Origin of the sequence: Salmonella sp. 3C (assembly GCF_025426275.1) — a bacterium.
In the GTDB taxonomy this organism is placed as follows: domain Bacteria; phylum Pseudomonadota; class Gammaproteobacteria; order Enterobacterales; family Enterobacteriaceae; genus Salmonella; species Salmonella enterica.
The window spans coordinates 1,051,614-1,065,336 of the sequence record NZ_CP104858.1; the positions used below are offsets into that span (position 1 = coordinate 1,051,614).

The window sequence follows — 13,723 nt, forward strand, 5'->3', positions numbered from 1 at the left end:
ATATTGCCGCAGATAATACCCTATCTCACGGTCTGAGTCACAAACCGTGAGACAGGTGGCGAGGAAGTTAACGAAGCGGCAGATAGATATCCGTCAGCAGCTCATGTTCCGCGACCTCATGGACGAAATTCAGGTACTGGAAGAAGACCGGAAAATCGCGCGGCGTCTCACCGCTGGCGGGTAGCCATTCGCGGAATAAATACCACACGCTCTCCGGGAGGCTGTCGAGCGATCCCTGATGGCGCACCACCGCGCAGCGCCCGCCAGGAATCTCGCTATTCACCACGCCAACGTCATTTTCGGCTATCGGCTGGCGGACGCTGCCGCAGATATCAAAGCGGAATTGAGCCGGCGGCGTCGTCTGCGGGTCGTGCCAGGCAATACCAAAAGTTTGACTGCTGGCAATCGGCGACTGGCCCGTTTCGCGTCGCCATGCAATAAATTTCGCCGCGCTGGCGTTGACCTTATCCGGATGCCCCAGATGCGTCAGCATCGCGACGCGGGTAGGTGGAAATTCAACGATTTTTACGTCCATGACATGCTGCTCCTGTAACGCAAGTTTAGGAACGCGTTGGTGCCAGGCCAGCCAGTCCGGCGATTGCCGAAACCGGCACGGGCTTTGACCAAACGCGGTTTTGAAAGCACGTGTGAACGACTCCGGATTCTGAAATCCGGCATCCAGCGCGATATCGATAACTTTATCTTGCGGATTAAACGCCAGCCGCCATGACGCCCGGCGCAAACGCAGCCACTGGATATAGCGATAGAGCGGAAGCCCGCTCCAGACGGTAAACTGCCGGTGAAAATGAAACGGCGAGCTGTGCGCCATCCGGCTTAACGCCTCAAGCGACAGAGGCTCATCCAGATGACGCTCAATGTGGTCGCAAACGCGCCGCAGACGTTCGGAATAAGCCGCGCTGATCAGGTCATTCATCACTGCCTCCTTGTGGCCTATTCTGCCCACCGGGCGGCTGTGAATCCTGACCGATCTTGCGCAATGTGGGATTACGGATTCACTTTACGAATCTGTTTTACGTCGATTTCGACAGAGTTCCAGTCTTTATCCACTTCACCCTGAATTTCAACGGTATCCTGCGGGGTTACGGTCAGGCCGTTCCAGCGCTTGTGGTCAATATCCACATTGATAGTACCGGTCGCATCTTTAAACACATACAGGTCGTCGGAAATGCGCTCGACGATATTCCCGCGCAACGTTACCCACGCATCGTCACGCAGCGATTTAGCGCTCTCTACCGTCGTGCTGCTGCCGTTCGGGCCGACAAATCCGCCGCCTTGCGTTTGCGTCGCCGACGGGCCGGAGAAACCGCCCTGCTGAGCCGCCAGAACCGGGGTAGAACACAGTGCCATAACGGCAACGATTGCAGCTAATTTTTTCATGATTACTTTTCCCTTTCATGTCGTTTCAGATCCATTTAATAAGGTAATCCTTAACAACTTCTTAAGGCAAAAAAAGAATCTTTTTTTCTGTACATCGCCTGCGGCGACAAGGTTAACTGACGGTAACGCGAGTTACCGCAAGGAAGAACAGATGCGAATTTTACTGGTAGAAGATGACACACTTATTGGCGATGGCATAAAAGCGGGCCTGAGTAAAATGGGTTTCAGCGTCGACTGGTTTACCGAGGGACGTCCGGGCAAAGAGGCGCTTTACAGCGCGCCTTATGATGCGGTTATTTTAGATTTGACGCTGCCAGGCATGGACGGACGGGATATTTTGCGCGAATGGCGCGAAAAGGGTAAACAGGAACCGGTACTGATCCTGACGGCGCGCGACGCGTTAGCAGAGCGCGTCGAGGGGCTACGTCTGGGCGCCGATGACTATTTATGTAAACCTTTCGCGCTCATTGAGGTCGCCGCCCGTCTGGAGGCGCTGGTACGCCGCGCCAGCGGTCAGGCCAGTAGCGAATTGCGCCACGGCCAGGTGACCCTCAATCCAGGCAATCTCGTCGCGACGCTTGCCGGCGAACCGCTGGCCCTAAAACCAAAAGAGTTCGCGTTGCTGGAACTCTTACTGCGCAACAAAGGTCGCGTGCTGCCGCGCAAGCTTATTGAAGAGAAGCTGTATAACTGGGATGACGACGTGTCCAGCAATGCAGTGGAAGTCCATGTTCATCATTTACGCCGCAAGCTCGGCAGCGAATTTATTCGCACCGTGCACGGCATCGGCTACACCCTGGGTGACGCATGAAATTGACGCAACGTCTCAGCCTGCGCGTCAGGCTGACGCTTATTTTCCTGATTCTGGTCTCCATCACCTGGGCAATCTCCAGTTTTGTGGCCTGGAGAAAGACGACGGATAATGTCGACGAGCTGTTTGACACACAGTTGATGTTGTTCGCCAGACGGCTTAGCACCCTCGATCTTAACGAGCTCAACGCCCCGCAGCGCATGGCGCATACGCCAAAGAAATTAAAACATGGGCATATCGATGACGATGCGCTGGCGTTCGCCATCTTTTCCGCTGATGGCAAAATGTTGCTGCATGATGGCGACAACGGCCAGGATATTCCGTATCGCTATCGCCGGGAAGGTTTCGACAATGGCTATCTGAAGGATGACAACGACCTCTGGCGTTTTTTGTGGTTGAACTCGGCGGACGGCAAGTATCGTATCGTCGTCGGTCAGGAGTGGGATTACCGCGAAGATATGGCGCTGGCGATCGTAGCGGCGCAATTAACGCCGTGGCTGATCGCCCTTCCCTTCATGCTGCTGATTTTATTGCTCCTGCTTCACCGCGAGCTCAGACCGTTGAAAAAACTGGCGCAGGCGCTACGCTTCCGGTCGCCGGAATCGGAAACGCCGCTCGACGCCAAAGGCGTACCGAGCGAGGTTCGCCCACTGGTCGAAGCGCTTAATCAGCTTTTTAGCCGCATCCACTCCATGATGGTGCGCGAACGGCGATTTACCTCCGACGCCGCCCATGAATTGCGCAGCCCGCTGGCCGCGCTGAAAGTACAAACCGAGGTGGCGCAGCTCTCGGGCGACGATCCGCTATCGCGTGATAAAGCGCTGACCCAGCTCCATGCGGGGATCGATCGCGCCACGCGGCTGGTCGATCAGCTACTGACGTTATCGCGTCTCGACTCGCTCAATAATTTGCAGGATGTAGCGGAGATTTCGCTGGAAGAGCTGCTGCAGTCCGCGGTAATGGATATTTATCATCCGGCGCAGCAGGCGAATATCGACGTGCGTTTACAGCTTAACGCCCATGACGTCATACGTACCGGCCAGCCGCTACTCTTAAGCCTGTTAGTGCGTAACCTGCTGGATAATGCGATTCGCTACAGTCCGCAAGGCAGCGTCGTCGACGTTACCTTACATGCCCGCAGCTTCACCGTCAGAGATAATGGCCCTGGTGTAGCGCCAGAGATTCTGACGCATATCGGCGAGCGTTTTTACCGCCCGCCTGGCCAAAGTGTGACCGGCAGCGGTCTGGGATTATCAATCGTCCGTCGCATCGCTACGCTGCACGGCATGACGGTGTCGTTTGGCAACGCCGCGGAAGGTGGATTTGAGGCCGTAGTAAGTTGGTAACACAGACTTTTGCCAAAAACGCAAAAGACTTTGCACATTTTGCTAATTTCACCGCACCGCCCGTCAGCGTAGAATCAGCAGCAAACGCATTTCTTGAGGACACAAAATGAGTAACATCCTGATTATCAACGGGGCGAAAAAATTCGCGCACTCCAACGGCCAGTTAAATGACACCCTGACCGAAGTTGCCGATGGGCTGCTGCGCGATCTGGGTCATCAGGTTAAGATCGTCCGCGCCGACAGCGACTATGACATTAAAGAAGAGGTGCAGAATTTCGTCTGGGCTGACGTGGTGATTTGGCAGATGCCAGGCTGGTGGATGGGCGCGCCATGGACAGTAAAAAAATATATGGATGATGTCTTTACCGAAGGTCACGGCACGCTCTATGCCAGCGATGGCCGCACGCGTTCCGATGCCGCTAAAAAGTACGGTTCCGGCGGTCTGGTGCAGGGGAAAAAATATATGCTGTCACTGACGTGGAACGCGCCGATGGAAGCATTTACCGAAAAAGATCAATTTTTCCACGGCGTAGGCGTAGATGGCGTCTATCTGCCATTCCATAAAGCCAACCAGTTCCTGGGCATGGACGCGCTGCCAACGTTTATTGCCAACGACGTGATTAAAATGCCGGATGTTCCGCGCTATACCGCAGAATATCGCAAGCATCTGAGCGAAATTTTTGCTTAACTGGTCATCCTGGAATTAGAAGGAGTTAACCATGCTTACCGTCATTGCCGAAATTCGCACGCGTCCGGGCCAACATCACCGTCAGGCCGTCCTCGACCAGTTTGCGAAAATTATTCCAACCGTTCTTAAAGAAGAGGGGTGCCACGGTTACGCACCGATGGTGGATCATGCCGCGGGCGTGAGTTTTCAGACTCTGGCGCCTGACTCGATCGTGATGATTGAACAGTGGGAAAGCGTTGCGCACCTTGAGGCGCATCTGCAAACCCCGCATATGAAAGCCTACAGCGACGCGGTAAAAGACGATGTGCTGGAAATGAATATTCGTATTCTGGAATCCGGCGTTTAAGTTATTACCCTCGTCTGACGTCTCCCTGATGCGATGCGCAAGTGTCGCCATCAGGCTGCGGCGTCATGTCGAATTCGCTTATCCGGCCTGCGGCGCGCAGACCGGATAAAGCGTGCAACAATCGTTACACGTCGAGATCCGCGAGATCGCCTTTTTCCTGTAGCCAGTTGCGTCGATCTTCAGAACGTTTCTTCGCCAGCAGCATATCCATCATCGCGTTAGTACGCTGATCGTCTTCATCGCTAATGGTGAGCTGCACCAGGCGGCGAGTATTTGGATCAAGCGTGGTTTCGCGTAACTGCATCGGGTTCATTTCACCCAGGCCTTTGAAACGCTGTACGTTCGGCTTGCCTTTCTTACGCTTCAGTTGTTCCAGTACGCCCGCCTTCTCTTCTTCCGTCAGCGCGTAATAGACCTCTTTACCCAAATCGATACGGTATAGCGGCGGCAGCGCGACGTAGACATGACCATTCTTCACCAGCGCGCGGAAATGTCTGACAAACAGCGCGCAAAGCAGAGTAGCGATATGCAAACCATCGGAGTCCGCATCCGCCAGGATACAGATCTTGCCGTAGCGCAGCTGACTCAGATCGTCGCTGTCCGGATCGATACCGATCGCCACGGAAATATCATGCACCTCTTGCGAGGCCAGCACTTCATCGGAAGAGACTTCCCAAGTGTTAAGGATCTTACCTTTGAGCGGCATGATCGCCTGATATTCGCGATCGCGCGCCTGCTTGGCGGAACCGCCCGCCGAATCCCCTTCCACAAGGAACAGCTCGGTCCGATTAAGATCCTGCGCGGTACAGTCCGCCAGTTTCCCCGGCAACGCCGGACCGCTGGTGAGCTTTTTGCGTACCACTTTTTTTGCGGCGCGCAGTCGCCGCTGCGCGCTGGCAATCGCCATCTCTGCCAGTTGTTCCGCCGCCTGCACGTTCTGGTTCAGCCACAGGCTGAAGGCATCTTTCACCACGCCGGAAACAAATGCCGCACATTGACGCGACGACAGACGCTCTTTGGTCTGCCCGGCAAATTGCGGGTCCTGCATTTTCACGGAGAGCACATAAGCGCAGCGATCCCAGATATCTTCCGCCGACAGTTTGACGCCGCGCGGCAGAATATTGCGGTATTCGCAAAATTCGCGCATCGCGTCGAGCAGGCCCTGGCGCAGACCGTTGACGTGCGTCCCCCCCTGCATGGTCGGGATCAGGTTGACGTAGCTTTCCGTCAGTAATTCGCCGCCTTCCGGCAGCCACAATAGCGCCCAGTCAACAGCTTCCGTTTCACCGTTAAAATTACCGATAAACGGCTTTTCCGGCAGCGTCGGCAGGCCGTTTACCGCTTCGCCCAGATAGTCGTTCAGACCATCCTGGTAGCACCAGCGCTGCTCGCTGTTATTCACTTCATCTTTAAAAGTGATTTCCACGCCGGGACACAGCACCGCTTTTGCTTTCAGAACGTGCATTAAGCGAGAGACAGAAAAACGCGGGCTGTCGAAGAAACTTTCGTCCGGCCAGAAATGGACGCTGGTGCCAGTATTACGTTTACCGCAGGTGCCGACAACCTGCAAATCCTGCACTTTCTCGCCGTTTTCAAACGCGATGTTATAGACCTGACCGTCGCGGCGCACGGTCACTTCCACGCGCTTTGACAGGGCATTCACGACCGAAATCCCCACCCCATGCAGACCACCAGAGAACTGATAGTTCTTATTGGAGAATTTACCGCCGGCATGAAGCCGACAGAGGATCAGTTCTACCGCCGGAACCCCCTCTTCCGGATGGATATCCACCGGCATCCCGCGTCCGTCGTCAATCACTTCCAGCGATTGATCGGCATGTAAAATGACATCCACGCGTTTGGCGTGACCTGCCAGTGCTTCATCCACACTATTATCAATTACTTCCTGACCCAAATGGTTGGGACGGGTCGTATCGGTGTACATCCCCGGGCGGCGGCGTACCGGCTCAAGCCCAGTGAGTACCTCAATGGCATCAGCGTTATAAGTTTGCGTCATGGTTTAATTAGCAATTCGAATTGATTGTCAGCAACTGTGCAGTCCAAGAAAATCGACAATCTGGTTGAAATAATCTTCGAAGCCCGTGAATGCGTGATTACCACCCTCGGTCACTGTCTGACGGCAGGAGGCGTAATATGCCACCGCCTGGCGGTAATCCAGCACTTCATCGCCCGTCTGTTGCAGTAGCCAGATCAGGTCCGGCGCTTCCAGCGGGTCAATCTGCATGACTTTAAGATCATAAATATGGCGAGACTCTAGCACATATTGCTGCCCGGTGTAGGGGTTCTCGTTCTGACCGAGATAGTCGGTCAGTAATTCAAAGGGCCGCACGGCGGGATTCACCACCACAGCCGGCAGCATAAAACATTGCGACAGCCAGGTGGCGTAATAACCACCCAGCGACGATCCTACCAGCCCTAATGGCGCACCGCCATGCTCAAGCACGAGAGATTCCAGCAACTCCGCCGCATCGGCAGGATACGGCGGTAGTTGAGGGACGATCATCTCGACATGCGGATGACGCTCCGCCAGCCAGTTTTTTAGCTGGCACGCTTTTGCCGAGCGAGGGGAACTGTTGAATCCGTGCAAATAGAGAAGCGTAGACATCAGTATCCTTCCGAAGCGGTATCGGGTCGGAACCGGGTATCCTGCAGGCGATGCACTTCCGTCTCCAGGACGCCGTTCGCCTGGAGCTCCAGCGTACGCCAGCCCGGCGCGATAGTATCCAGCGTAAAGTTCGCGCAGTGCGGTTTGAACTGTACGCAGGTTGACGGCGACGCCAGCAGACGCCGTCCGTTCCAGTCGAGATCCAGCTCCTGGTGAATATGTCCGCATAGCAGATACTTTACACGCGGGAAATTCGCCAGCACGCTATCCAGCTCACCAGCATTACGCAAGCTGTGCTGATCCAGCCAACTGCACCCTGCCGGCAACGGATGGTGGTGCAACAGGAGCAATGTCTGTCTCTCTGGCGCATCGGCGAGCTTACGCTCAAGCCATTCCAGTTGGAACTCGCTCAGTTCGCCATGCGGGACGCCAAACACCTGGCTATCCAGCAACAAAATCTGCCATTGTTCACCGATTAACACGCGTTTAGCCGGGGAAATCCCCGCCTCTTGCAGCGCGCTGTACATTGCCGGCTGAAAATCATGATTGCCCGGTAGCCAAACGCAAGGCGCGCGAAAGCTTGCGATACCCTCAGCAAAATGCTGATAAGCCGCAGCGGATTGATCCTGCGCCAGATCGCCGGTGGCCACGATCAGATCATATTCATACTGTTGCGCCCGAATAGCCTCCAGCACGGCCTGGTAACTTTCCCAGGTATTGACGCCTAACAGCGTTTCATGCTTTTCGGCAAACAGGTGAGTATCTGTAATTTGTAAAATCCTGACTCGGGCCTCACCAGCCAGAGGTAGGGTTAACAGGCTTTCCAAATGGTGTCCTTAGGTTTCACGACGCTAATAAACCGGAATCGCCATCGCTCCATGTGCTAAACAGAATCGTAGCCAGTCGGCCAGAAACTGATTAATTTGATGCTTTTCGTCGCGTTGATGCAACTTTTTATTTGGATAATCATACCGCGCTTTGAAGCGAAAGATCTGCTGGCTTGAACACACTTCAGCCACCATCGCATCATGGTAGAGGCGCACCGTCAGCGACGGCAGGCTCCAGTAGGTGATGGCTGGCGCCGTTTGCTCGATCGTTACAAGCGTAGTGTATCGGGTCGATTCCACAATCGTTAACCGATATTGTACGTTGCCCACCTGATAGCTCACCGTTTCACCGGGGGCGTCATTGCGCGGCAGCAGGCGGCGCAATTGCGAAAAATTGGTTTCGCACAAGCGCATCATTTCTGGGAAGTCAGGTGTATAACGCTTCATTTTTTCCACTCGTTTTTTAACTCTTGATGATGCAACTGAAGCCATTGCAAAGCGATGACTGCGGCTGCGTTGTCGATTTTCCCCTCTTCTACCCACTGGTATGCCTGTTCCCGGCTTACCACATGAACCCGAATATCTTCGTTTTCATCCGCCAGACCATGAATACCTACCGCGGTCGTGGCGTCCACTTCACCCACCAGAATAGATGAGCGCTCGCTGGTTCCTCCTGGACTCGCCAGGTAACTGATGACCGGTCGGGTGCGGCCTACGGTCAGCCCCGCTTCTTCCATCGCCTCCCGCCGGGCGACCGCCTCAATGGTTTCGCCTTCTTCTATCATGCCGGCGACCATCTCCAGCAGCCACGGCGTAACGCTTGTGTCGTACGCGGCAATACGAATCTGTTCGACCAGCACCACCTCGTCGCGTTCAGGGTCAAAGGGTAGCAAGACGGCGGCGTGCCCGCGCTCAAAAATTTCGCGCTTTACCTCGCCACTCATTTCTCCGTTGAATAAACGATGGCGGAATCGATACACATCCAATGAAAAAAAACCGCGATAGCGCGTTTCCCGTGCAATAATTTCTACATCGCTTTTGGTGAAAGTAACTGGCAAGTTGTCTGATTTACGCATTGTGCTGCCCTGCTAGCAATAATGATTAAATGATGAATTTCAAGGGTGGTTGACTGCTGTTTTATCACCCTTGTGGTAAATTGGTGCCAATTAAGGCTCGTATGGCACGTAACGCCAACTTTTTGCAGTGGCGGATTCTGCTAGAATCAGCAATTATTTTTACAAATTGATCAGCGCTAAATACTGCTTCACAACAAGGAATGCAAATGAAGAAATTGCTCCCCATCCTTATCGGCCTGAGCCTGTCGGGGTTCAGCACACTAAGCCAGGCAGAGAACCTGATGCAAGTTTATCAGCAAGCACGCCTGAGCAACCCGGAATTGCGTAAATCCGCTGCCGATCGCGATGCTGCATTCGAAAAAATTAACGAAGCGCGTAGTCCTTTACTGCCGCAACTGGGTTTAGGTGCCGACTACACCTACAGCAACGGTTATCGCGATGCGAACGGTATCAACTCCAATGAAACCAGCGCTTCCCTGCAATTAACGCAGACACTGTTTGATATGTCGAAATGGCGTGGGCTCACCCTGCAAGAAAAAGCAGCAGGCATTCAGGATGTCACCTATCAGACCGATCAGCAGACGCTGATCCTCAATACCGCGAACGCGTATTTTAAGGTATTGAACGCTATTGATGTGCTTTCCTATACCCAGGCGCAAAAAGAGGCTATCTACCGTCAGTTAGATCAAACGACGCAACGTTTTAACGTGGGTCTGGTCGCCATTACCGACGTGCAAAACGCCCGTGCGCAATATGATACCGTACTGGCGAATGAAGTGACCGCCCGCAACAACCTGGATAACGCGGTAGAAGAGCTGCGCCAGGTAACCGGCAATTATTACCCGGAGCTGGCGTCGCTTAACGTCGAGCATTTTAAAACCGACAAGCCTAAAGCTGTTAATGCGCTGCTGAAGGAAGCGGAAAACCGTAACCTGTCGCTGTTGCAGGCGCGTTTAAGTCAGGATCTGGCGCGCGAGCAAATCCGTCAGGCGCAGGATGGTCATCTGCCGACGCTGAATTTAACGGCCTCAACCGGCATTTCTGATACCTCTTATAGCGGTTCTAAAACCAACGCCGCCCAGTACGACGATAGCAACATGGGGCAGAATAAAATCGGCCTGAACTTCTCCCTGCCGCTGTATCAAGGCGGGATGGTTAACTCGCAGGTAAAACAGGCGCAGTATAACTTCGTCGGCGCAAGCGAACAGCTGGAAAGCGCGCACCGTAGCGTGGTGCAGACCGTACGTTCTTCCTTTAACAATATTAACGCCTCCATCAGCAGCATCAACGCGTATAAACAGGCAGTCGTTTCCGCGCAAAGTTCTTTGGATGCAATGGAAGCCGGTTACTCGGTCGGTACACGTACCATTGTTGACGTACTGGATGCCACCACCACTCTGTATGATGCCAAGCAGCAACTGGCCAACGCGCGTTATACCTATTTGATTAATCAGTTAAATATCAAATATGCGCTCGGTACGCTGAACGAGCAGGATCTGCTCGCGCTTAACAGTACGTTGGGTAAACCTATCCCGACGTCGCCGGAAAGCGTAGCGCCGGAAACGCCAGATCAGGATGCTGCCGCAGACGGTTATAATGCCCATAGCGCCGCGCCGGCAGTACAGCCGACCGCCGCTCGCGCCAACAGCAATAACGGCAATCCATTCCGGCATTGATAAGTTATTCGCTGGCGCTGCGCTTATCAGACCTGTGCCCTTGTAGGTCTGGTAAGCGCGGCGCTACCTGTCATAAAGCCGCGCCTGAACGTAAGACAACGTAAAGATCCTGCTATTCCGCCGCATTCTCGCCTTTTCTCGCTTCAATTTCGACCAGTCATCCTCTATTCTGAACGCATGTTGTATTTACCACTGGGTCCTGGAAGACAAATATGAAACGGACAAAATCCATCCATCACGCATCATTTCGCAAAAGCTGGAGCGCGCGGCATTTAACGCCGGTCGCCCTGGCGGTTACGGCTGTTTTTATGCTGGCTGGCTGTGAAAAAAGCGATGAAACCGTATCGCTGTATCAAAACGCTGATGACTGTTCAGCGGCGAATCCGGGCAAAAGCGCGGAGTGTACAACCGCGTATAACAATGCGCTGAAAGAGGCCGAACGTACTGCGCCTAAGTACGCTACACGCGAAGATTGCGTCGCTGAGTTTGGCGAAGGTCAGTGCCAGCAAGCGCCCGCACAGGCTGGCATGGCGCCGGAAAATCAGGCGCAGGCCCAACAATCCAGCGGCAGTTTCTGGATGCCGCTTATGGCAGGTTACATGATGGGGCGTCTGATGGGCGGCGGCGCAGGCTTTGCGCAACAGCCGCTGTTTAGCTCGAAAAACCCGGCCAGCCCTGCATACGGCAAATATACCGATGCGGCAGGTAAAAACTACGGCGCGGCGCAACCGGGCCGGACAATGACCGTACCGAAAACCGCGATGGCGCCGAAACCTGCCACCACAACAACCGTTACCCGCGGCGGTTTTGGCGAATCCGTCGCCAAACAGAGCACCATGCAGCGTAGCGCTGCCGGTACTTCAACACGTTCGATGGGCGGCTGATACGCATGGAAAGAGTCAGTATTACCGAGCGCCCGGACTGGCGCGATAAAGCGACTGAATACGGGTTTAATTTTCACACTATGTATGGTGAACCGTACTGGTGTGAAGACGCTTATTACAAGTTAACGCTCGCCCAGGTGGAAAAACTGGAAGACGTTACCGCCGAGCTGCACCAGATGTGCCTCAAGGTAGTAGAACGCGTCATCGCCAGCGATGAGCTGATGACGAAGTTTCGTATTCCAAAACATACCTGGGGTTTTGTTCGCCAGTCCTGGCAAACGCAACAACCGTCGCTCTATTCCCGCCTCGATTTGGCCTGGGACGGCATCGGCGAGCCTAAGCTGCTCGAAAATAATGCCGACACGCCAACATCGCTGTATGAAGCGGCGTTTTTTCAGTGGATTTGGCTGGAAGATCAGATCAACGCGGGCAATCTGCCGGAAGGCAGCGATCAGTTTAATAGCCTGCAGGAAAAACTGATTGAACGCTTTGCTGAACTTCGCGAGCAGTACGGTTTTCAGTTGCTGCATCTCACCTGCTGTCGCGATACGGTTGAGGATCGCGGCACCATTCAGTATTTACAGGACTGCGCGGCCGAAGCGGAAATCGCCACCGAATTTCTCTATATCGACGATATTGGTCTGGGGGAAAAAGGCCAATTTACGGATCTGCAGGATCAGGTCATTGCGAACCTGTTCAAGCTCTATCCGTGGGAATTTATGCTGCGCGAGATGTTTTCCACCAAGCTGGAAGATGCCGGCGTGCGCTGGCTGGAACCGGCCTGGAAAAGCATTATCTCCAATAAAGCGTTGTTGCCACTGTTGTGGGAGATGTTCCCTGACCATCCGAATCTGTTGCCTGCGTATTTCGCCGAAGACGAACATCCGCCAATGGATAAATATGTCGTGAAACCGATCTTCTCCCGCGAAGGGGCGAACGTATCGATTATTGAGAACGGTAAAACGATCGAATCCGTGGAAGGCCCGTATGGCGAAGAGGGTATGATCGTGCAACAGTTCTATCCGCTGCCAAAATTCGGCGACAGTTACACCCTGATTGGTAGCTGGCTGATTAACGATCAGCCCGCCGGAATTGGTATCCGTGAAGATCGGGCGCTGATCACCCAGGATCTCTCCCGCTTCTATCCGCATATTTTTGTCGAAGGATAGATTCTCCTGTAAGCCCGATGCGCGTAGCGCCATCGGGCAATCATTCAGCGCCTTATCCGGCCTACCCCACCTGCACCGACAACATACTTATACTGCCCATCTCAATACCGTCGACCGGGATGGTGATAGGTTCCTTGCCGTCCCAGGCGCCAAGTACATACAGCAAAGGTAAAAAGTGCTCCGGCGTCGGGTTCGATAAGGCCCCCCCTTCATGTTGCAGATAATTCACCAGCGGGTGCTGTTCTACCGGCCCCTGCCACGTCAGATTGGCTTTCACAAAGTCATTAAATGACGCCGCCCAGGGATACGGTATATTGTCACCGTGCCAACGCACAGTCCGCAGGTTATGAACCACATTCCCGCTGGCCACCAGCATCACGCCTTCGTCACGCAGCGTCGCCAGTTTACGGCCCACCTCAAAATGCCATGCCGCCGGTTTGGTACTATCAACACTAAGCTGCACCATCGGGATATCCGCATTCGGATACATCTTGATCAATACGCCCCAGGAGCCGTGATCAAATCCCCACGCTTCTTTATCGAGCGCGACGGGAACGGGAGCCAACAGTTCAACCAGACGCTGCGCCAGCGCAGGCGATCCAGGGGCCGGATAATGCGTGTCATACAGCGCCTGCGGAAAACCGCCAAAATCATGGAGAGTTTGCGGCCTTTCCATCGCTGTGACGCCCGTCCCGCGGGTATACCAATGCGCCGACACCACCACTATCGCCTGTGGTCGCGGCAGGGCTTCCCCCAATCGCCGCCAGGCGCGGGTATAATCATTATCGTCCAGCACGTTCATCGGGCTGCCATGCCCCAAAAACAATGCTGGCATACACGTTAAAGACATGATGTTATCCTTACAGGAAAGACATT

Annotated in this window: 15 protein-coding genes; 7 read left to right on the top strand and 8 right to left on the bottom strand. The window is 54.2% G+C overall.

Annotation, left to right across the window (positions count from 1 at the left end):
• Positions 1-67: 67 nt before the first annotated feature.
• The gene (locus N7E69_RS04965) at positions 68-934 is read right to left on the bottom strand and encodes a GyrI-like domain-containing protein (RefSeq protein WP_000998803.1); all 867 of its coding nucleotides are present in this window, start codon (positions 932-934) and stop codon (positions 68-70) included.
• A 71-nt stretch (positions 935-1,005) separates the two neighbouring features.
• Positions 1,006-1,398 (bottom strand): YgiW/YdeI family stress tolerance OB fold protein, encoded by a 393-nt coding sequence (locus N7E69_RS04970; RefSeq protein ID WP_000731552.1) that lies wholly within the window; start codon positions 1,396-1,398, stop codon positions 1,006-1,008.
• A 151-nt stretch (positions 1,399-1,549) separates the two neighbouring features.
• On the opposite strand from N7E69_RS04970, the gene qseB reads away from it, so the two are divergent.
• From qseB to N7E69_RS04990, 4 genes are all read left to right on the top strand, one after another.
• Positions 1,550-2,209 (top strand): quorum sensing response regulator transcription factor QseB, encoded by a 660-nt coding sequence (gene qseB, locus N7E69_RS04975; RefSeq protein WP_001221574.1) that lies wholly within the window; start codon positions 1,550-1,552, stop codon positions 2,207-2,209.
• Positions 2,206-3,555, top strand: coding sequence for a quorum sensing histidine kinase QseC (gene qseC / locus N7E69_RS04980; RefSeq protein ID WP_000779338.1), 1,350 nt, complete (start codon positions 2,206-2,208; stop codon positions 3,553-3,555). The genes qseB and qseC overlap by 4 nt, the downstream gene beginning before the upstream one ends.
• Positions 3,556-3,661: 106 nt before the next feature.
• Positions 3,662-4,243 carry an NAD(P)H-dependent oxidoreductase gene (locus tag N7E69_RS04985; protein WP_000065416.1) on the top strand — a complete coding sequence of 194 codons (582 nt, stop codon included), beginning with the start codon at positions 3,662-3,664 and terminating at the stop codon, positions 4,241-4,243.
• A gap of 31 nt (positions 4,244-4,274) precedes the next feature.
• Positions 4,275-4,589, top strand: coding sequence for a putative quinol monooxygenase (locus N7E69_RS04990; protein WP_000958587.1), 315 nt, complete (start codon positions 4,275-4,277; stop codon positions 4,587-4,589).
• Positions 4,590-4,713: 124 nt separating this feature from the next.
• Here the strand turns inward: N7E69_RS04990 and parE are convergent, their stop codons facing one another.
• From parE to nudF, 5 genes are read right to left on the bottom strand one after another with little or no spacing between them, the layout of a single operon-like run.
• Positions 4,714-6,606 (bottom strand): DNA topoisomerase IV subunit B, encoded by a 1,893-nt coding sequence (gene parE, locus N7E69_RS04995; protein ID WP_000195318.1) that lies wholly within the window; start codon positions 6,604-6,606, stop codon positions 4,714-4,716.
• 27 nt (positions 6,607-6,633) lie between these two features.
• Complete coding sequence (gene yqiA, locus N7E69_RS05000; RefSeq protein WP_000105725.1) at positions 6,634-7,215, bottom strand: esterase YqiA; 582 nt, start codon at positions 7,213-7,215, stop codon at positions 6,634-6,636.
• Positions 7,215-8,042, bottom strand: a complete 828-nt coding sequence (cpdA, locus tag N7E69_RS05005) for a 3',5'-cyclic-AMP phosphodiesterase (RefSeq protein ID WP_000444734.1) — start codon at positions 8,040-8,042, stop codon at positions 7,215-7,217. The genes yqiA and cpdA overlap by 1 nt, the downstream gene beginning before the upstream one ends.
• 24 nt (positions 8,043-8,066) lie before the next feature.
• A complete protein-coding gene (locus N7E69_RS05010) occupies positions 8,067-8,489 on the bottom strand; it encodes a DUF1249 family protein (RefSeq protein WP_000833404.1) in 423 nt (140 codons plus the stop codon).
• Entirely contained in the window at positions 8,486-9,118 is a 633-nt protein-coding gene (gene nudF, locus N7E69_RS05015) for an ADP-ribose diphosphatase (protein WP_001231952.1), read from the bottom strand. Before nudF ends, N7E69_RS05010 begins: the two co-directional genes overlap by 4 nt.
• A gap of 200 nt (positions 9,119-9,318) precedes the next feature.
• Between nudF and tolC the strand changes: the two genes are divergently transcribed.
• The 3 genes from tolC (at position 9,319) to N7E69_RS05030 (ending at position 12,847) form a co-directional block, all read left to right on the top strand.
• Positions 9,319-10,794 (top strand): outer membrane channel protein TolC, encoded by a 1,476-nt coding sequence (tolC, locus tag N7E69_RS05020; RefSeq protein ID WP_001575014.1) that lies wholly within the window; start codon positions 9,319-9,321, stop codon positions 10,792-10,794.
• Between the two features lie 212 nt (positions 10,795-11,006).
• Entirely contained in the window at positions 11,007-11,678 is a 672-nt protein-coding gene (locus N7E69_RS05025) for a DUF1190 family protein (RefSeq protein WP_000831528.1), read from the top strand.
• A gap of 5 nt (positions 11,679-11,683) precedes the next feature.
• Positions 11,684-12,847, top strand: a complete 1,164-nt coding sequence (locus N7E69_RS05030; protein ID WP_000442833.1) for a glutathionylspermidine synthase family protein — start codon at positions 11,684-11,686, stop codon at positions 12,845-12,847.
• A 61-nt stretch (positions 12,848-12,908) separates the two neighbouring features.
• Here N7E69_RS05030 and ygiD read toward each other — a convergent pair whose 3' ends face one another.
• Positions 12,909-13,697, bottom strand: coding sequence for a 4,5-DOPA dioxygenase extradiol (gene ygiD, locus N7E69_RS05035; protein ID WP_001520560.1), 789 nt, complete (start codon positions 13,695-13,697; stop codon positions 12,909-12,911).
• Between the last annotated feature and the right edge of the window lie 26 nt (positions 13,698-13,723).